Below are 18,840 nucleotides of genomic sequence, written 5' to 3' on the forward strand. Positions count from 1 at the left end.
GCGAACCCGATGGCAGGGATCAGACTGACCGAAGGCACCGTTGCGGCGGAAGGTGAAAGCATTCTTTCGCCGCCGCCGCGCAATGATCACTCGATTGCCTCCAGACTCGACCGGCTGCTTGGCCATCTCGTCGAGTTTCCAGTGGCAATTCTTGTCGTTGCAGAAGTGGTCATTCTCTTCGCCGGTATCATCGCCCGTTATGTCGTGCATCAGCCGCTGATCTGGTCGGATGAACTGGCTTCAATCCTGTTTCTCTGGCTCGCCATGCTTGGCGCCGTCGTCGCGTTCCGGCGCGGCGAACATATGCGCATGACGGCGCTTGTCGGCATGATGAGCCCGCAGCGCCGCGCTTTTTTTGATGTGATTGCCATTGTCGGCGCGATGGCATTTCTGCTGCTCATCGTTTATCCCGCCTATGACTACGCCCATGAGGAAACCTACATCACTACCCCGGCACTGGAGATAACCAATGCGTGGCGCGCGGCAGCATTGCCTGTAGGTGCTGGCCTCATGATCATCTCGGCCCTGATCAAACTCTTTCAGGTGTCAAACCTGCGCCATGTGGTGACGGCAATTGCGCTTATAGGCGGCCTGACCCTGGCATTCTGGCTGATTGGCCCTTTCTTCAAACCGCTCGGCAACATCAATCTTCTGATCTTCTTTGTTGGCGTGGTTGCAGCGCTTGTTCTGAGCGGCGTCCCCATCGCCTTTTCCTTCGGTCTTGCCACCTTTGGTTATCTGGCATTGACCACGAATGTGCCAATGATTGTCGTGATTGGCCGCATGGATGAAGGCATGTCGCATCTCATCCTTTTGGCTGTACCGCTCTTCGTGTTTCTCGGCGTACTCATCGAAATGACCGGCATGGCACGCGCCATGGTACAATTTCTGGCAAGCCTGCTCGGGCATGTGCGTGGCGGCCTCTCCTATGTGCTCATAGGCGCGATGTATCTTGTGTCAGGCATTTCAGGCGCTAAAGCTGCCGATATGGCCGCCGTCGCACCCGTCCTTTTTCCCGAAATGAAAGCCCGCGGAGCCAAGCCCGGCGACCTCGTTGCACTGCTATCGGCCACCGGCGCGCAGACCGAAACCATTCCGCCGAGCCTCGTGCTGATCACCATCGGCTCGGTGACGGGCGTTTCTATCGCTGCGCTCTTCACGGGCGGCCTTTTGCCCGGCGTGGTTCTGGCTGTCATGCTCTGCTTTGTCGTCTGGCGGCGTTATCGCCATGAAGACCTGTCGCATGTGACAAGGGCAACGGGACGGCAAATCGGCCGGGCATTTATTATTGCCCTGCCCGCCCTTGCATTGCCATTCATTATCCGCGCTTCCGTGGTTGAAGGGGTGGCGACAGCCACCGAAGTGTCCACCATTGGCATTGTCTATTCAGTGCTGGCTGGGCTTTTCATCTACCGGCAGTTTGATTGGGCGCGGTTGAAACCGATGCTTGTGGATACGGCATCGCTTTCCGGCGCAATCCTGCTGATCATTGGTGCCGCAACCGGCATGGCATGGGCGCTGACGCAATCCGGATTCTCTCGCGATCTCGCCGCCGCAATGACCGGCTTGCCCGGTGGACCCATCACCTTCCTTGCAGTCTCAATTGTTGCCTTCATCATTCTTGGCAGCGTGTTGGAAGGCATTCCCGCCATCGTTCTGTTCGGACCATTGCTGTTCCCTATCGCCCGGCAGGTTGGCGTGCATGAGGTGCATTATGCGATGGTCGTTATCCTTTCGATGGGTATCGGTCTTTTCGCACCGCCCTTCGGCGTTGGCTACTACGCCGCCTGCGCTATTGGCCGGGTCAACCCGGATGAGGGTATGCGGCCCATATGGGGCTATCTCGCAGCTCTTATTCTCGGCATCATTCTTGTGGCTGCCGTTCCGTGGATTTCGATTGGCTTCCTGTAATGACTGAAAGACTGAAAGACAAAATCGCCATCGTTTTCGGGGCAGGCTCTTCCGGCCCCGGCTGGAGCAATGGCAAGGCAGCCGCTGTTGCCTATGCACGGGAAGGCGCGACGGTCATATGCGTCGACCTGCAACAGGAAGCTGCCGAGGAAACAGCTGGAATTATTATTTCGGAAGGCTTTTCCGCGATTGCCATTAAATCGGATGTCACCAGCAGTGCATCCGTTACGGAAACAGTCGACGCCACGATCAGGCGCTATGGCCATATCGACATCCTGCACAACAATGTCGGCGTTGCTACATCAGGTGGCCCGGAAGAACTCGATGACGAAAAATTCCGCATCTCGCTTGATATCAATGTCGGCTCGGTTTTCCGCACGGCCAAGGCGGTCCTGCCCCACATGAAGGGGCGAAAGTCGGGTGCGATTATCAACATCTCGTCACTCGCGGCGATCCGTTGGACTGGCTATCCCTATTTCGCCTATTACGCCGCCAAAGGTGCGGTCAATCAGGCGACCGTGGCGCTTGCGATGCAATATGCGCCACATGGTATCCGCGCCAATTGCATCATGCCGGGGATGATCGACACGCCCCTGATCTACAAGCAGATATCAGGCAATTATGAATCCAATGAGGAAATGGTGGCTGCACGCAATCGCCTCGTACCATTGGGCCAAATGGGCAGTGCGTTTGATGTGGCCAATGCGGCAGTGTTCCTTGCCTCCGATGAAGCGAAGTTCATAACCGGCATTTGCCTGCCCGTGGATGGCGGCCAAAGCTGCTCGGCGGTGGTCGGTGCCTGAGCGTCGGTTGCAGCAACCCGGCCCGGCAATGGCCGAACGGTTCGAAAGTTTCGCCGGAATTGGCCGAACATTCAGTTTTGAACTTCAGCCGGGTCTCAGCATCAACGAGGCAATCGCCAGACCGCTCGTTGCGGCTAATATGCGCGCCGCAGCACTCGTCATTGAAGGCGGTGCTCTTGCGCCCTTTCACTATCTGATGCCCGCACTGTCTGCGGATAATCTTCATGCCGCATGGTACAGCGACACCTTCTCCCCCCCAGGCGAAACGCAGCTGGAACGCGGCAATGTTACATTCGGTGAGCGGGATGGTGCTCCGTTCATCCACTGCCATGCCACATGGATCGAACCGGATGGCAGACACTGTGCCGGTCATATCCTGCCGCACGAGACAATCGTCAGCCAGCCAATCCGCGCCACCGCATGGGGTGTTGAAGAGATCAGGATGGTTTCCGAGCCGGATGCCGAAACGGCATTCACCATTTTTCATCCTGTGCCGTTCAAAGAACCCTCCGGCAATGCGGCAGGTCCGCGAACAATCATCGCCCGCGTCAGACCGAACGAGGATATCATCGGAGCGCTGGAAGTCATCTGCCGCAAGCATGGCTTTGCTGGCGCACACTTTCGTGGCGGTGTCGGCAGCCTGATCGGTGCGCGGTATCTGGATGGTACCCGCGTGGACGATATTGCGACCGAGGTTTTCATCACGGGCGGGTTTGTTTCAGCAGACGCCAGCAAAACAAGCGTTGAAATCACCATGGTTGATACCAAAGGCGGCATCACCCGGGGAGAGCTTGTCCGCGGCGACAACCCCGTTTGCATCACCTTTGAACTTTGTCTGGAAGAGGCCTGATTATCCTCTTCCCTCACAACAGAGAGGATCAGCACCATGACGACATTCGATACTGACGAGCGGACAGCCCTTGTTACCGGCGGCGCATCGGGGATCGGTCTTGCCACGGTCCATGCTCTGGCAAGTGACGGCTGGAAGGTTGTGGTCGCTGACCGCGATGTCAAGGAAGCGATAAAGATTGAACTCAACCAAACCTATCCCGATCGCGTCCGGTTTGCCCAACTTGACGTTACCGACGAACAGGCGGTCGAAGCCCTGACAGCGGAGACGGAAGCGGAATTTGGCCCCATCCGGGGTATCGTCTGCTCCGCAGGAATTGGCCGCGATACCCCCTTCTTCGACACAACCGCAGACATGTTCCGGCAAATCTATGAGATCAACGTGATCGGTACGTTTCTGGTCACACAGTCAGGGGCGCGAATTATGGCTGCCAATGGCGGTGGCGCAATCGTCAATCTCGCCTCGATATCAGGTATGCGCGGCAACATCGGGCGCTCTGCTTACGGAGCGTCAAAGGGTGCAATCATCAACCTCACCAAAGTGATGGCGGTTGAGCTTGCTCCCTACAATATCCGTGTCAATGCAATTGCCCCCGGCCCCGTCGAGACTCCCATGGCGGCTGCTTTGCACACACCTGAAATACGCGAAGGCTGGAGCCAGACCGTGCCGCAGCGGCGCTACGGCCAGCCTGAGGAAATCGCCAGCACAATCGCCTTTCTTCTGGATGAGAGCCGTTCGAGCTATGTGACGGGGCAGACGCTCGCCGTGGATGGCGGTTTCACAGCCGGTGGTCTTATCGGCTAGAAATTCCGATGCGCTCGCCCTGATCAGCTTCCGGATAGCTCAGGCTCTGCAACTGCGTCGGGTCAACACCTTCAATCCGGCGCAAGACAGCACGGGCAAGTTCACGCCCCGCATGCCGGATATCTTCATTATAAACGATGACCTCCGGCCGGAACCATTGCAGGAAATTCGTCGTCTGTTTCGACACCAGATCAACGTCCCGGCCAAGCTTTAAGCCAGTTGCCTCGATACCGGCAACAACAGCCACTGCCAAACCACCCGTGCAACAGATGATACCATCCGGCGGATTGGGTTCACGCATGAATATTTCCGTCAAATTGCGCACATCGGTGAGTGAGAGCGTGCCATTCCAGTGATCAAGCGGAACTGCGGTGGCACCGCTTTCCTGCAGACCACGCCTGAAACCATCATCGAGGTGCCAATAATAGGTATGGGCGGGACTAGGCCCCGCAACCATGGCAATCCGGCGACGCCCCCGTTCCGCAAGGCTTTTCACTGCGGCATAGGCATAGGCCTCATTGTCGAAATCATGGAATGGATGTTCGATACCCATCCTCGTGCGACCATGGGTGGCGAAAGGAAAGTTGTGATCCGTAAGGTAGCGGACGCGCGGATCAGAAGGCTCTGTCTGCGACATGATAATTCCATCCGCCGATCCGGTTTCGAAGATGTAACGGATCGGCTGCATCGGATCATTTTCAGGCGAGTATGGCGTGACAATGAGATGATAGGGCGTTTCCGCCAGAATTTCCGAAATGCCATAAACGAGGTTGGACGTCAGTCCCATGATCTCGCTCTGCGCATTGAGCACAAGGCTGATCACATTGGTCTTGCCTGTCCGCAAACGCACGCCCGCACGATTGGGCCTGTAGCCAATCTGTCTGGCAATCAGCTGCACACGGTTTTTGGTCGCCTGCCCGATTTCCGGAGCGTCCTTGAGTGCGCGCGAGACCGTAGTCACACCGAGCCCAGCCATAAAGGCTATGGTTTTCAACGTTGGCCGCTCGCCCTCGCTGAGAGTTGCCGCCTTTTCCCCATCAAGAGGAATATGCCGTTTATCGTTCATTCCAATTCAACCGATTGCAGGTGCTTTCCCCCTGTATGGACCTGCCGACGCGTATCTTCAAGATGCACGTCAAATTTTCTGTAACGTTTCAGATTATATAAAAAAATATTTCCCCGACCATGATGTTGCAAGGATGGATTGGCGCAGTGTTTCGATCTTCGAAAACGAAAAACCCAGACTTTCGCATCCGCAACCGCACACCATAATCGTGTTAGATATTTGATATTACTATATAAAATACACTCTCCACGACATTATATCGGCCATCGAAAAAAATCCGTCATCAGGAATTGCGCCCTTAAAATTTTTCGACTACGCTACCTGTAACGTTTCAGATTTGGGAGGATACGATGCGTTACCGGACATCACTGGCCATATTGGCTGCATCTACATTGCTGTGGACTGCTGGCTCTGCCAGCGCTGTTGACCTTGAAGTCACCCATTGGTGGACATCCGGCGGCGAAGCTGCAGCGGTCAAAGTCCTTGCCGATTCCTTTGACAAGCAGGGCGGTGACAAGTGGGTCGATGGCGCCATAGCTGGCAGCGGCTCAACAGCAACACCTATCATCGTCAGCCGTATTCTTGGCGGCAATCCCATGGGTGCAACACAGCTCAATACGGGACGTGATGCCGAAGACCTTGTGAAGGCCGGCATGATGACCGACCTCTCCGACCTTGCAGCCAAGGAAGGCTGGGCCGATTTCATCCGCCCCAAAAAACTGCTCGATGCCTGCAAATATGAAGGCAAAATCTATTGTGTGCCTGTGAATATCCATTCGGCACAATGGATGTGGATCAATCCCAATACCTTCAAGGAAGCCGGTGTAGCAGTTCCCACGAATTGGAAAGAATTCGTCGCCGCAGCACCTACACTGAAAGAAAAGGGCATCATCCCGCTCGCCACAGGCGAAGCCTGGCAGGTCAATACTATTTTCAATGTCATGATCCCTTCGCTCGGCGGCAAGGAACTGTTCCGCAAGGTTTATGAGCTTAAGGACCCCGAAGCGGCAGCAAGCCCGGAAATGAAGGCCGTATGGGACTCTTTCGCACAGGCACGCACCCTCGTTGACCCCGGATATGTCGGTCGATCATGGAATGAGGCAACCAATCTCGTGATCACCGGCAAGGCCGGAGCGCAGGTTATGGGCGACTGGGCACAGGGAGAATTTGGCCTCGCCAAAAAGGTGGCCGGGACTGATTATGATTGCTTACCCGGACTTGGTGGCAATGCCATCCTCGATACGGGTGGCGATGCCTTCTATTTCCCCAAGAACCAGAACCCCGAAATAACCAAGGCACAGCTGAAGCTGGCAAGCCTTCTGCTTTCGAAAGAGACGCAAGTGGCGTTCAATCTCGCCAAAGGTTCTTTGCCCGTGCGCGGGGATGTTGATCTTGAAGCAGCAAATGCCTGCATGAAGAAGGGTATCGAAATTCTCAAAAGCCCCGAGAATATTCTGCCTTCGCTCAACCAGAATCTGACTGCGGACACCAAGGGACAGATTGAGGATTTGACGAAGGAATTCTTCGCCGACCCCAATATGACTGTCGATGACGCGCAGGCACGCTTCGTCGAAATCATCAAGCAAGCCCAATAGCCCACTGACATCACCCTCGGGACCGCTGGTTGCACAGGCAATCGGTGGCCAACCGAGGATTGACGGAGAACACAATGAGTTCCACGGCGCGGCCCAACACGCTTTTCAAGAACCTCAATGCCAAGGTTGCGGCATTGCCGATGATCGTGACAGTTCTCGTGGTTTTCATCGGATGCACATTGTGGACTGTTGTTTATTCCTTCACGGCATCGCGGGCATTGCCGGAAATGACATTTGTCGGGTTCGACCAATATGCCCGGCTTTTCAATACGCCCCGGTGGAACATATCCGCGCGAAACCTGGCAATCTTCGGTGTATGTCTATTGTGCTTTTCATCCGTCATCGGCTTCATTCTGGCTGCCCTGATGGATCAGAAAATCCGCTTTGAGAATACGTTCCGCACCATCTTCCTCTACCCCTATGCCCTGTCTTTCATCGTCACCGGGCTTATCTGGCAGTGGATACTCACACCGACTTTTGGCATTCAGAAAGTGGTTCGCGATCTCGGTTTTGAGAACTTCACCTTCTCAATCCTGAATGATCAGCGTTACGCCATCTATGCGATCGTTATTGCCGGCCTGTGGCATGGCACCGGACTTGTCATGGCGCTGATGCTGGCAGGCCTGCGCAACATTGACGAGGAAATCTGGAAGGCCGCGCGGGTCGACGGCATTCCCACATGGAAGACCTACCTCTTCATCATCATCCCGATGATGCGGCCGGTCTTCATCACCACAATCGTCCTGACCGCGGCAGGCATCGTCCGTGTCTACGATCTGGTTGTAGCCCTCACCGATGGCGGCCCCGGCAACGCCAGCGAAGTCCCGGCCAAATATGTCTACGAATTCATGTTCCGGCGCGCCAATCTCGGACAGGGCCTTGCCGCATCCACCATCATGCTGACCACCGTTCTCATCATTCTCATTCCGTGGGCCTTGATGGAATTCCGCGAGGGTAAACGCAAATGACTGTTGTAAGCCAGACGACAATCGAACCACGCGGCAAACGTCCCACACGGGTTTTTTCACCGGCAACAATCATGATCTACGGCATTCTGTTCGTGGCTGCGGTCTATTACCTGTTGCCCCTTTACGTGATGATTGTCACATCATTGAAAGGCATGCCGGAAATCCGCCTCGGCAACATCTTTTCGCCGCCGGTGGAAATCACGTTCCAGTCGTGGAGCACGGCCTGGGACACGGCCTGCACTGGCCTGTACTGCGAGGGCCTGAAAGTCGGCTTCATGAATTCGGTGAAGATTACCATTCCAAGCGTGATCATCTCGATCCTCATCGCCTCGGTGAATGGCTATGCGCTGGCGAACTGGCGCTTCAAGGGATCGGAAGTCTTCTTCAGCATTCTTCTGTTTGGCGCGTTCATTCCCTATCAGGTGATGCTGTATCCGCTCGTGATCATCACACGCGATCTCGGTATCTTCGGAACATTGCCGGGTATCATCGTCATCCACACCATTTTTGGCATGCCGATCCTTACCCTGCTCTTCCGCAATTATTTCGCTTCGCTGCCGGTGGAACTGTTCAAGGCTGCCCGTGTCGATGGTGCAGGATTCTGGCGCATCTTTTTCCAGATCATGGTGCCGATGTCTGCGCCGATCTTTGTTGTCGCTATCATTCTTCAGGTCACAGGTATCTGGAACGACTTCCTCTTCGGCGTTGTCTTCGCCGGTACCAAGAACGTGCCGATGACGGTGCAGCTCAACAACATCGTCAACTCGACGCAGGGCGTCAAGGAATACAACGTCAACATGGCAGCCACCATTCTCACCGGTCTGGTGCCGCTGCTCGTCTATTTCTTTTCAGGCAAATATTTCGTCAGGGGCATAGCCGCTGGCGCCGTCAAAGGATGATTGCGTATGCAAGGATTGTCACCATCAGCCACGAGGGAACGGATCAGTATGACCCAGCAAAGCCCCAGCGTTTCGATCAAGGATCTTTCGCTCAACTATGGTTCGGTGAGCGTGCTCAAAGAGCTGAATATCGACGTGGCCGATGGTGAATTCCTTGTACTGCTCGGACCATCGGGGTGTGGCAAGTCGACCTTGCTCAATTGCATTGCCGGTCTGCTCGAAATCTCGGATGGACAGATTTTTATCAAAGACAAGAACGTGACATGGAAGGAACCAAAGGACCGTGGCATTGGCATGGTGTTCCAGTCCTATGCGCTCTATCCGCAGATGACAGTGGAAAGGAATCTCTCCTTTGGTCTGCGCGTTGCAGGACTGCCAAAAGCCGAGATCGACAAGCGCATTGCCAATGCCGCAGACATCCTGCAGATCGGGCCGCTTTTGCAGCGCAAACCCGGCGCACTTTCCGGTGGCCAGCGCCAACGCGTCGCCATCGGGCGCGCATTGGTGCGTGACGTCGATGTGTTTCTCTTTGATGAACCCCTGTCCAATCTCGATGCAAAACTTCGTTCCGAACTGCGCGTTGAGATCAAACGGCTGCACCAAAAACTCGCCAATACGATGATCTATGTCACGCATGACCAGATCGAAGCCTTGACCCTTGCGGATCGCATCGCCGTCATGAAGGGCGGCCTGATCCAGCAACTGGACGAGCCGCTGACCATCTACAACAAGCCGCGCAATCTGTTCGTTGCCAGCTTCATCGGTTCACCCTCGATGAATTTCCTGAAGGGTGAGATTGCGGAGAAAGATGGCAAGCCGGTTTTCCGTGTCGCCGATCTTGATGTGTCTCTGGATAGTTATGGCGCACAGGAACCCTTGAAGGCTGGTCGTTCGGTCATTTTCGGTTTCCGCCCGGAACATATTGCCCTCACTGATCAACCGGGCCCGGCTGGCCGTTCCTGTCAGGCCGCCGTTGATCTTGATGAACCCATGGGGGCCGATAGCCTCGTCTGGTTGAAAGTCGCTGGCAAAGCCGTCTCAGTCCGTGTGGATTCCGGACGGCGCTACCAGAACGGCGAAACCGTGCATCTGACCTTTGACCCCGCCCTCGCCTCCCTCTTCGACTCCCAGACCGAAGATCGAATTTAGTCCTCCCAAAACCCTATGGAGTAATGACCGTGACTGACTTTTCCTACCAGCTCTACAGTTCCCGCAACTTTCCTCCGCTCGAAAAGATACTTCCGATCCTGCAAAAGAATGGCTATGCGCAGGTGGAAGGATATGGCGGTGTCTACACGGATGCGGCAGCAACACGGGCGGCCCTCGACGCCCATGGACTTACCATGGCATCAGGCCATTTCAGCATCGATGTTCTGGAAAACGAGCCGAACAAGGTGCTCGATATAGCAGGTACACTTGGCCTGAAGGCCATCTATTGCCCGCATCTGGCGGTCGAGCAGCGCCCGTCTGATGCCTCGGGATGGTCGGATTTCGGCAAGCGACTGGAGGCCGTCTATGCGACCTACAGCAAGGCCGGATATATTTTCGGCTGGCACAACCATGATTTCGAGTTCAAGGCGCTGGCCGATGGCTCTATTCCGCAGAAACTCATCCTCGATGCGGCACCCAGCATCTCATGGGAAGCGGATATCGCCTGGGTTATTCGCGGCGGTGCAGACCCGTTCCAGTGGATCAAGGATTACGGCTCCCGCATCAGCGCGGTTCATGTGAAGGACATTGCGCCCAAGGGTGAAAACACCAATGAAGATGGCTGGTCAGACGTCGGTTACGGCACCGTTGACTGGAAAGCATTGTTTGCCGCGCTGAAAGGCACACCAGTCCAGTTTTTTGTCATGGAACACGACAACCCGTCGGATGACGAACGGTTTGCCCGCCGCTCCATTGCGACCGTCAAGGCATTTTGAAGAAAGACAGCATCATGGCTAAAACACTTGGTATCGGCATTATCGGTGCCGGCAATATTTCCGCCACTTATTTAAGGCTCGGCCCACTCTTCAAGGGCATCGAAATGCGGGCGGTGGCTGATCTGAACAAGAAGGCGGCAGAGGCACGCGCCAAGGAATTTGGCGTCGAAGCCCGCAGCATTGATAAGCTGCTGGCAAGCGATGACATCGACATCATCGTCAACTTGACTGTGCCGGACGCGCATTTCGATGTTTCGCAGCAAATCCTTTCGGCAGGCAAGCACCTCTATTCGGAAAAGCCTCTCACCCTGTCGCTTAAAGATGGGCTTGAACTACAGAAGCTTGCCAACAAGAAAGGCCTGAAAGCAGGCTGCGCTCCCGACACTTATTTGGGCGGCGCTCATCAGCTGGCGCGCAAAGCCGTTGATGATGGTCAGATCGGCACGATCACATCTGGAACGGCCCATGTCATGAGCCACGGTATGGAACACTGGCACCCGAACCCGGACTTCTTCTTCCGTCCGGGCGGCGGCCCGATCCTTGATCTTGGACCCTATTACATCGCCAATCTGGTCAATCTTATAGGGCCGGTAAAACGGGTTGCTGCGCTGACTTCAATGGCAACACCGACGCGGACCATTTCAAGTGAACCGCGCAAAGGTGAAACCATTCAGGTGACAACACCGACTACTATTCAGGCTCTGCTTGAATTCGAAAGCGGCGCCTCGATCACGCTTTCGGCAAGCTGGGATGTCTGGGCTCATCACCACCCCAATATGGAGCTTTACGGGACGGAAGGTTCATTGTTCCTTCCCGATCCGAACTTCTTTGGCGGCGATGTCAAACTGGCAAAGCCCGGCAAGAAGGCAAAATCGCTCAAGAGCTGGTCGCATCCCTTTGGCATTCCGAACCAGAAGCATTCGGTTGGCATGATGGCCAATTATCGTACAGCCGGTCTTGCGGATATGGCAGCGGCGATACTTGAAGGCCGTGATATCCGCTGCTCCATCGACCGGGCACTGCACGGTGTTGATGTGATGGTTTCAATCCTGCGCTCCGGCGAGGAAAAGAAGTTCATCGATATCAAGAGCAGTTGTACGCGGCCAGAAGCGCTTGGGATCAAGGAAGCCAAATCCCTGCTCAGGAAGAAATAAGCCTCCCAAGGCCGTTCACCCCCTCTGCCCGGCATGGCAGAGGGGCTTGGCTCGAATTCAATCTGCATCCGCTACGGGGTCGAGCAGTCTTGGTCCCGGCCCCTGCTCTGACAATTCATCCCACGGATTACGCAGTGGACAGTCCTGCATCGACAGGCAGCCACAACCAATACAGGTGTTCAACTGGTCACGCAGGCCGATCAGTTTATTGATCCGCTCATCCAGATCCTCTTTCCAGCCAGCCGAAAGCCGCCGCCAATCCGCGGCAGTGGGTGCGCGCCCTTGCGGTAGTGTCGACAGGGCTTCTGCGATGGATGCCAGCGGTATGCCCGTTCGCTGCGCCACCTTAATGACGGCAACCCGGCGCAGGACCTCACGCGAATAGCGGCGCTGATTGCCGCGATTGCGTTCGCTTTGGATTAACCCCTTGTTTTCATAGAAGTGCAGCGTCGAAACCGCAACCCCGCTGCGCGCAGCTACCTCGCCGACCGTCAGCTGTCTGTGTCGCTCACTCGGTTTGATTGTCATGGTTCGCACCTCAACCTCAATATTACTTCAGGTTCATAGCAAACTGCGCGAGCATTGTAAATTTGCGGGACATGTCGCATTTCTGGCTGGACATGCAGCGCCAGACCGGTTCCTTTAGCGATTCATAAATTGCCAGTAGGAGGAAGAGTATGAAGACCCGTTTCACAACGGTGGTTTCTTTCACCGTTTCGCTCGCCCTGAGCACCATCTCACCCAGTATTGTCATGGCAGCCTCGCCCGAACCGGCAAAGGCTGAGCATGGAATGGTCGTCACAGCCCAGCATCTTGCTACGCAGGCGGGCGTGGATGTTCTGAAGAATGGCGGCAATGCCGTCGATGCTGCCGTGGCTGTTGGCTATGCCCTTGCGGTTGTCTATCCGACCGCGGGCAATGTGGGCGGCGGTGGTTTCATGACCATCCGCCTCAAGGATGGTAAAACCACCTTCCTCGATTTCCGTGAGCGCGCGCCGCTCGCATCCACCAAGACAATGTATCTCGATGACAAGGGCAATATCGTCAAAGGTTTGAGCACGGATGGCTATCTCGCCGTTGGCGTGCCCGGCTCCGTTGCCGGGTTTGAGCTGGCCCGAACCGAATATGGAACGAAATCACGCGAGGAACTGATAGGCCCGGCCATTCGTCTGGCGCGGGACGGTTTTGAACTCGTTCAAGGCGATATCAATTCGTTGAAGTCGGGCAATAAGAAGCTGGCCAAGGACCCCGCTGCTGCCGCAATCTTCCTCAAGCCCGATGGCAAGCCCTATGCGGTCGGTGAAACGCTCGTCCAGACCGATCTCGCCGCCACACTTTCCGGTATCTCCGACAAGGGGCCGGATTCATTCTACAAGGGCGCGACGGCGGATGCCATTGCCAAGGCCAGTCAGGACAAGGGCGGCATTCTGACAAAGCAGGATTTCGAGCAGTATTCGGTGCGCGAACTGGAGCCGGTCAAATGCAATTACCGCGGCTATGACATCGTATCCTCGCCACCACCCAGCTCCGGTGGTGTTATCATCTGTGAAATCCTGAACGTTCTGGAAGGCTATCCGCTTTCCTATCTCGGCTACGGTTCCGCAGAGACCATTCACGCGATGGTCGAAGCCATGCGCTATGCCTATATCGACCGCAACGCGGCGCTGGGTGATCCTGATTTCGTGGAAAACCCTGTGTCGAAATTGCTCGACAAGGCCTATGCCAAGGAAATTCGCGAGAAAATCAGCCCGTTCAAGGCTGGCGTCTCAAAAGACCTGATGCCGAAGGGCTTTGGCGAGAGCAAAGAAACCACCCACTATTCGATTATCGACAGTGACGGCAATGCCGTTGCCGTCACTTACACGCTGAACGGCTCGTTCGGTGCGGGTGTCGTTGCCCCCGGAACCGGCATTCTTCTCAACAATGAGATGGATGATTTCACTTCCAAGCCCGGTGTTCCTAATCTCTACGGTCTTGTCCAAGGTGAAGCCAATGCCATTGCCCCGAAGAAGACGCCGCTCTCCTCGATGAGCCCAACGATCATTTCCAAGGATGGGAAGCCGTTCATGGTTATCGGCAGTCCCGGCGGCTCGCGCATCATCACCATCACGCTGGAAGCGATCCTCAATGTGATCGATCATGGCATGAACATTCAGGAAGCCATTGATGCACCGCGCGTTCATCATCAGTGGCTGCCAGACAAAGTCTATATGGAACCCTATGCGCTATCAGCCGATACGCAAAAGGTTTTGACGGAGATGGGACATGACGTTCAGATCGACAAGGATTGGTCGATCTGGGGTCAGGCCGCGGGCATTCTCGTTGGCGGCGAAAGTCTTTCCGAAATCGCCAAGGGTGACGGCTCCCGTTACAACGGTGCCATCGACAGCCGCGCCAGCTCAGGCGAGGCAAAAGGCTACTAAAATAGGTGAAGAGGCTGGCGTTGATGCCAGCCTCTCTTTTTCAGAGACTGAAAGCGACCATCCGGCTGCGCAATTGGCGAATGGTTGCAGCGTCCGCATTGGCAAAAGCGAAGCGTAGAAACCGGGTATGGCCCGCACCGAAATATTCGCCGGGAATTGCCAGAATGCCCGCTTGTTTGGCCAGTTGTTCGGCCACTTCCACCGACGTTTTATCCGCGAGGGGATGGCGGACGAAAGCAAAGTAAGCGCCAATAGCGGCCAGTTCCCAACCTCCCAGATTGGTCATCGTTTCGCGCAGCGCATTGGCCCGTGTCTCGATTTCGAGCCGGTTGCCAGCGCGCCAATCAGTCAACGCCGGAAGTGCCCGCGCCACAGCGATTTGCGGCGCGCGTGGCGCGCAGATTTGCAGATTATCCATGATTTTGGCGATCTCAGTAACAACCGCTTCACCCGCCGTTATCGCTCCGAGCCTATGCCCGGGAATGCAGAAGGATTTGGAAAAACTGTAAAGCTGGATCAGATTGTCTTCCCAACCTGATACAGTGAAAAGACCGTGCGGCGCGCCTGAACCCTCTGCCAGAAAGTCGCGATAGGTTTCATCCAGAATGAGCCAGATGCCACGCTTTTTGCAGACATCAAAAATTGCCTTCAGCCGTTCAGGAGAATAGACCGCGCCCGTAGGGTTGTTCGGTGTGACCAGGGCCAGAGCCCGCACGCCCGGCACCAATGCTTCTTCCACGGCTTCCACCGTCGGCACAAAGCCATGTTCGGCATCGCAGCCGACAAAGCCCGTTTTAATGCCGAGCATCGACAGGGTGGTTTCGTGATTGAAATAAAATGGGTCCGTGACAAGCACCGTCTCCCCCGCTGCTGCCACGACCATGGCAGCGCAGATAAAGGCCTGATTGCAGCCTGATGTAATGTGGACGTTCTGGCCACCAATTTTCGAGCCATAAAGCTCCGACATATGCGTAGCATAGGCATCACGCAGAACCGTTTCACCCTCGATCGGCCCATAATTGGCAAAAGCAACCGACGATGCGGCCTCTCCTAGCCAGCGCAACATGTCGGGATGCGGCGGATAGCCGGGAACCGCCTGCGACAGATCGATCAACGGACCGTGGCCGCCCGTATAGGACTTACCCCATGCCTGCACCGCCGGGATTGGCGGCGGCGACAAACGGGTAACGAGCGAGTTCAGCAGAGCAGCGGTCATGGATGATGGTCCTATCGGATATCGGTCTTGGCCCGGCGCTTTTGCGCGCGATCAAGCCGTTTGGGCCGTGTTGTGGGAATGGATGGGGGCGCTGTCAACCGTTCGGGCGCGCTTATTTTGCCGTTGCGCCGACGGATGATACGGCGCGCCGAAGTCTGCGGTTCGGTGATCGTTTCGGACTCAAGTGAAGCAAAGAGCCAGTCGATAAACACCCTGACGATAGGCGCGTTGCGCACCTCGTTACGGCAGGCGACGTAGAATGCATCATTGGCGGGAACAGTCAGGTCAAAGGGAACGATGAGTTCACCTTTGGCAATCAGATTGCTCGCGGTGATCGTATCACCGAGCGAAACGCCCTGCCCGTAAAGTGCCGCTTCCGTTGATAGCCGCGCATCGCTCATAAAGTGCTGAGCCCCGCGCGCGAGATCAGTGGCATCGGCAGCGGCCAGCCACGTATTCCACTCGCGCCCGTCGTCTCCATGCAGGAGAACATGATTGCGCAGGTCACGCACTGAACGCAGTGGCCGGCTGTTGAGCAATGTGGGGCTGGCCACCGGAAAGAGTTTCAGCGTGCTCCACAAACGCGACCAGCAATCGGTCCACTTGCCATCGCCATAAAGCACGCAGACATCCACATCGGGCGATTGCAGATGATGCGCCTCGTTCGTGGCGTTCAATGTCAATCTGATATCAGGATATTGCTCGGTGAACTGGTTCAAACGGGGAATGAGCCAGAGGGAAAGCAGCGCGGGCACGCAGGTAACGGTGAGTTCGCCCTTCGTCGTCGGGCGCTTCATCAAGGCCGTTGCTGTCGCAATATCCTCAAACGCCTTCGACACCGTTGGCAAGAGTAAAGCCCCCTGCGCCGTCAGTTTCAGCCGCTGCGCACCGCGTTCAAACAGTTGCACGTCAAGCGTTGCTTCCAGTGCCTTGATCTGGTGGCTGATGGCGCCGTGGGTCACGTTGAGTTCCCGGGCTGCCGCAGTCACGGAGCCATGCCGCGCCGTCGCTTCGAAGGCACGCAAAGGATTCAACGGAGGCAACCGGCCAAGTGTCATGGGAGACTCCAATAGACATCAAATGCATATTTGTCATGTGAGATTTTCTCACATAAAACCCTATAACAATGTCAATTGCTTTTCTATCGCTTTTGTATCGATAATGCCGGGAATAGAGGCGAAAAGCCCAGGGGAACATACAGATACGGAGCAGATTAGATCGCTCGAATGGGCCAATCCGCACCTATGTCCCCTCGGCTTTCAGATAGCGGGATAGCGTCATGGCATCATGGGATGAGAAAAAGCTTAGTGATTTGCGTGCCAAATATGGTGAAAGCCATGGCGGCGAACTGTTTGACCCGACCTTTCGCAAGGTCGCAGACAAGATTTTCTCCAAAAGCGGCACACGGCTTGCTCCCTATGCGGGTGTGCCGACTTTTCTGACTGCGCCTTACATGCCGGTGGATGCGGCTGCACCTGATTTTGGAAATCTGCAGGTTGCCATTGTCGGCGTCCCGATGGATCTCGGCGTTACCAACCGCCCCGGCTCGCGTTTTGGCCCACGCGCACTACGCACCATTGAGCGCATCGGCCCTTACAATCACGTCCTTGAATGCGCGCCTGTCTTCGATCTGCGTGTTGCCGATATCGGCGATGTTCCGTTTGCCAGCCGTTACCGGCTTGAACAAAGCCATGACGATATCGAGCGCCGTTTCAACCAGATCGTCGATGCAGGTGTTGTACCACTTGCCGTTGGCGGCGATCATTCGATCACCCATCCAATTCTCAAGGCGGTCGGCAAAAAGCGCCCGGTTGGCATGATCCACATCGACGCGCATTGCGATACGGGCGGTGCCTTCGACCAGACAAAGTTCCACCACGGCGGACCATTCCGTAATGCGGTGCTCGACGGCGTTCTCGACCCCACCCGCACAATCCAGATCGGCATCCGTGGGTCGGCGGAGTATCTGTGGGAGTTCTCTTACGAATCCGGAATGACCGTCATCCATGCGGAAGAAGTCACTGGCCTCGGCATGCCCGCAATCATTGAGAAAGCCCGCAAGATCATCGGTGATGGCCCGGCATATCTGTCCTTTGATATTGACAGCGTTGATCCAAGCTTTGCTCCGGGCACGGGCACGCCTGAAGTGGGCGGCCTGACCACCCGCGAGGTACTCGAACTGATCCGTGGTCTCAAGGGTATCAACATCGTTGGCGGCGATGTGGTGGAAGTTGCCCCGCAATATGATGCAACAGCCAACACCGCCCATGCGGGCGCACAGGTGCTCTTCGAGATTCTGAGCTTGATGGTATTCAGCCCGTTTGTAACAGGCACGCGCGACTGACGGGCAATCCTACACCTGACAACGGTGCGGTGAGAACACTCCGCACCGTCAACAATAAAAATGGGGACCAACATGACATTCAAGACTACGCTCAAATCATCTTTTGCCGCGCTTTTGCTGCTGGGCGGCGCAACAATTGGCGTCACTACGGGTAAAGCTCGGGCCGATGCCATCGACGACATCACCAAGGCGGGGGTTCTCAATGTTGGCGTCTTCGCTGACTTTCCACCCTTTTCCTCAGCCAGCGCCGATATGACCCTCAAGGGTTATGATATCGATGTGGCGCAGGCTCTTGCCGATGCGTTGAAGGTGAAGCTCAAGACCGTCAGCGTCACCGGCCAGAACCGTATTCCGTATCTCACCGAACATCGCGTCGATCTGCTCATGAGCGTCGGTTACAGCAAGGAACGCGAGCAGGTCATTGATTTTGCTGCGCCCTATGCGCCCTATTACATCGCGGTCATCGGCCCAAAGGCGCTTGCAGTGAAAGGCAAGGATGATCTTGCCGGCAAAAGCATAGCCGTCAATCGTGGCACACTCGAAGACACGTCCCTAACGGCCGCAGCTCCAGCCTCCGCCGATGTAAAACGTTTTGACAATTACAATGCTGTCATTCAGGCCTTCATTGCGGGCCAGACCCAGCTCATGGTGGTCGGCAATGATGTGGGCGCGCAGGTTCTTGCCCGTCAGGAAGCGCTTGCGCCGGAGCAGAAATTCCAGCTTCTGACCTCGCCGTCACATATCGCCCTGAACAAGAAAGAAGACCGGTTCAAGCAGGCGATCAACGATGCCGTTGCCAAGATGCTTAGCGATGGTTCTTTGAACAAAAGCTCCGAAGCATGGCTCAAGACACCGCTCAATCCTGCGAACCTCAAGGACTGA

General features: G+C 55.8%; 17 protein-coding genes. 13 read left to right on the forward strand and 4 right to left on the reverse strand.

Going from position 1 to position 18,840, the window contains the following annotated elements; genetic code table 11:
- Positions 1-9 precede the first annotated feature (9 nt).
- From FHW17_RS12810 to FHW17_RS12825, 4 genes are read left to right on the forward strand one after another with little or no spacing between them, the layout of a single operon-like run.
- Positions 10-1,911: a TRAP transporter large permease subunit gene (locus FHW17_RS12810; RefSeq protein ID WP_182510048.1), complete on the forward strand. Its 1,902-nt coding sequence runs from the start codon at positions 10-12 to the stop codon at positions 1,909-1,911.
- Positions 1,911-2,714: an SDR family oxidoreductase gene (locus tag FHW17_RS12815; protein ID WP_182510049.1), complete on the forward strand. Its 804-nt coding sequence runs from the start codon at positions 1,911-1,913 to the stop codon at positions 2,712-2,714. Before FHW17_RS12810 ends, FHW17_RS12815 begins: the two co-directional genes overlap by 1 nt.
- Complete coding sequence (locus FHW17_RS25455) at positions 2,707-3,564, forward strand: DUF296 domain-containing protein (RefSeq protein WP_182510050.1); 858 nt, start codon at positions 2,707-2,709, stop codon at positions 3,562-3,564. The genes FHW17_RS12815 and FHW17_RS25455 overlap by 8 nt, the downstream gene beginning before the upstream one ends.
- A 36-nt stretch (positions 3,565-3,600) precedes the next feature.
- On the forward strand, positions 3,601-4,368 hold the full coding sequence (locus FHW17_RS12825; RefSeq protein ID WP_113095864.1) for an SDR family oxidoreductase: 768 nt from the start codon (positions 3,601-3,603) through the stop codon (positions 4,366-4,368).
- On the opposite strand, the gene FHW17_RS12830 is transcribed toward FHW17_RS12825, so the two are convergent.
- The gene (locus FHW17_RS12830) at positions 4,358-5,434 is read right to left on the reverse strand and encodes a LacI family transcriptional regulator (RefSeq protein ID WP_182510051.1); all 1,077 of its coding nucleotides are present in this window, start codon (positions 5,432-5,434) and stop codon (positions 4,358-4,360) included. The two genes, FHW17_RS12825 and FHW17_RS12830, sit on opposite strands and share 11 nt — an antisense overlap.
- Positions 5,435-5,784: 350 nt before the next feature.
- Between FHW17_RS12830 and FHW17_RS12835 the strand changes: the two genes are divergently transcribed.
- The 6 genes from FHW17_RS12835 to FHW17_RS12860 all read left to right on the forward strand — a co-directional run bounded on the left by FHW17_RS12835 (position 5,785) and on the right by FHW17_RS12860 (position 11,975).
- On the forward strand, positions 5,785-7,029 hold the full coding sequence (locus FHW17_RS12835) for an ABC transporter substrate-binding protein (protein WP_112526229.1): 1,245 nt from the start codon (positions 5,785-5,787) through the stop codon (positions 7,027-7,029).
- Positions 7,030-7,103: 74 nt separating this feature from the next.
- The gene (locus FHW17_RS12840; RefSeq protein WP_112526227.1) at positions 7,104-7,997 is read left to right on the forward strand and encodes a sugar ABC transporter permease; all 894 of its coding nucleotides are present in this window, start codon (positions 7,104-7,106) and stop codon (positions 7,995-7,997) included.
- Positions 7,994-8,896: a carbohydrate ABC transporter permease gene (locus tag FHW17_RS12845; protein WP_091882626.1), complete on the forward strand. Its 903-nt coding sequence runs from the start codon at positions 7,994-7,996 to the stop codon at positions 8,894-8,896. The genes FHW17_RS12840 and FHW17_RS12845 overlap by 4 nt, the downstream gene beginning before the upstream one ends.
- Positions 8,897-8,944: 48 nt before the next feature.
- Positions 8,945-10,045: a sn-glycerol-3-phosphate ABC transporter ATP-binding protein UgpC gene (ugpC, locus tag FHW17_RS12850; protein ID WP_112526225.1), complete on the forward strand. Its 1,101-nt coding sequence runs from the start codon at positions 8,945-8,947 to the stop codon at positions 10,043-10,045.
- Between the two features lie 29 nt (positions 10,046-10,074).
- The gene (locus tag FHW17_RS12855) at positions 10,075-10,821 is read left to right on the forward strand and encodes a sugar phosphate isomerase/epimerase (RefSeq protein ID WP_182510052.1); all 747 of its coding nucleotides are present in this window, start codon (positions 10,075-10,077) and stop codon (positions 10,819-10,821) included.
- Positions 10,822-10,835: 14 nt separating this feature from the next.
- Positions 10,836-11,975: a Gfo/Idh/MocA family oxidoreductase gene (locus tag FHW17_RS12860; protein ID WP_112526429.1), complete on the forward strand. Its 1,140-nt coding sequence runs from the start codon at positions 10,836-10,838 to the stop codon at positions 11,973-11,975.
- Between the two features lie 57 nt (positions 11,976-12,032).
- Here FHW17_RS12860 and soxR read toward each other — a convergent pair whose 3' ends face one another.
- The gene (gene soxR / locus FHW17_RS12865; protein WP_182510053.1) at positions 12,033-12,503 is read right to left on the reverse strand and encodes a redox-sensitive transcriptional activator SoxR; all 471 of its coding nucleotides are present in this window, start codon (positions 12,501-12,503) and stop codon (positions 12,033-12,035) included.
- 149 nt (positions 12,504-12,652) lie between these two features.
- On the opposite strand from soxR, the gene ggt reads away from it, so the two are divergent.
- Entirely contained in the window at positions 12,653-14,398 is a 1,746-nt protein-coding gene (gene ggt, locus FHW17_RS12870; protein WP_182510054.1) for a gamma-glutamyltransferase, read from the forward strand.
- A 40-nt stretch (positions 14,399-14,438) separates the two neighbouring features.
- Here ggt and FHW17_RS12875 read toward each other — a convergent pair whose 3' ends face one another.
- Together FHW17_RS12875 and gcvA are read right to left on the reverse strand one after the other, a co-directional pair.
- Positions 14,439-15,614, reverse strand: coding sequence for an aminotransferase (locus FHW17_RS12875; protein WP_182510055.1), 1,176 nt, complete (start codon positions 15,612-15,614; stop codon positions 14,439-14,441).
- An 11-nt stretch (positions 15,615-15,625) separates the two neighbouring features.
- A complete protein-coding gene (gene gcvA / locus FHW17_RS12880) occupies positions 15,626-16,672 on the reverse strand; it encodes a transcriptional regulator GcvA (RefSeq protein WP_113095857.1) in 1,047 nt (348 codons plus the stop codon).
- Between the two features lie 221 nt (positions 16,673-16,893).
- Here gcvA and speB point away from each other — a divergent pair, with 221 nt between their 5' ends.
- Entirely contained in the window at positions 16,894-17,958 is a 1,065-nt protein-coding gene (gene speB, locus FHW17_RS12885; protein WP_182510056.1) for an agmatinase, read from the forward strand.
- Between the two features lie 72 nt (positions 17,959-18,030).
- Positions 18,031-18,840 carry a transporter substrate-binding domain-containing protein gene (locus FHW17_RS12890; protein ID WP_182510057.1) on the forward strand — a complete coding sequence of 270 codons (810 nt, stop codon included), beginning with the start codon at positions 18,031-18,033 and terminating at the stop codon, positions 18,838-18,840.

Source organism: Phyllobacterium sp. P30BS-XVII, assembly GCF_014138335.1.
Lineage (GTDB): Bacteria > Pseudomonadota > Alphaproteobacteria > Rhizobiales > Rhizobiaceae > Phyllobacterium > Phyllobacterium meliloti.

Coding starts and splice junctions, on each gene's coding strand:
- FHW17_RS12840 (WP_112526227.1), top strand. CDS start 7,104: ATGAGTTCCACGGCGCGGCCCAACACGCTTTTCAAGAACCTCAATGCC.
- ugpC (WP_112526225.1), top strand. CDS start 8,945: ATGACCCAGCAAAGCCCCAGCGTTTCGATCAAGGATCTTTCGCTCAAC.
- FHW17_RS12875 (WP_182510055.1), bottom strand. CDS start 15,614: ATGACCGCTGCTCTGCTGAACTCGCTCGTTACCCGTTTGTCGCCGCCG.
- FHW17_RS12825 (WP_113095864.1), top strand. CDS start 3,601: ATGACGACATTCGATACTGACGAGCGGACAGCCCTTGTTACCGGCGGC.
- FHW17_RS12835 (WP_112526229.1), top strand. CDS start 5,785: ATGCGTTACCGGACATCACTGGCCATATTGGCTGCATCTACATTGCTG.
- soxR (WP_182510053.1), bottom strand. CDS start 12,503: ATGACAATCAAACCGAGTGAGCGACACAGACAGCTGACGGTCGGCGAG.
- FHW17_RS12815 (WP_182510049.1), top strand. CDS start 1,911: ATGACTGAAAGACTGAAAGACAAAATCGCCATCGTTTTCGGGGCAGGC.
- FHW17_RS12845 (WP_091882626.1), top strand. CDS start 7,994: ATGACTGTTGTAAGCCAGACGACAATCGAACCACGCGGCAAACGTCCC.
- FHW17_RS12810 (WP_182510048.1), top strand. CDS start 10: ATGGCAGGGATCAGACTGACCGAAGGCACCGTTGCGGCGGAAGGTGAA.
- FHW17_RS12890 (WP_182510057.1), top strand. CDS start 18,031: ATGACATTCAAGACTACGCTCAAATCATCTTTTGCCGCGCTTTTGCTG.
- FHW17_RS12830 (WP_182510051.1), bottom strand. CDS start 5,434: ATGAACGATAAACGGCATATTCCTCTTGATGGGGAAAAGGCGGCAACT.
- ggt (WP_182510054.1), top strand. CDS start 12,653: ATGAAGACCCGTTTCACAACGGTGGTTTCTTTCACCGTTTCGCTCGCC.
- speB (WP_182510056.1), top strand. CDS start 16,894: ATGGCATCATGGGATGAGAAAAAGCTTAGTGATTTGCGTGCCAAATAT.
- gcvA (WP_113095857.1), bottom strand. CDS start 16,672: ATGACACTTGGCCGGTTGCCTCCGTTGAATCCTTTGCGTGCCTTCGAA.
- FHW17_RS12860 (WP_112526429.1), top strand. CDS start 10,836: ATGGCTAAAACACTTGGTATCGGCATTATCGGTGCCGGCAATATTTCC.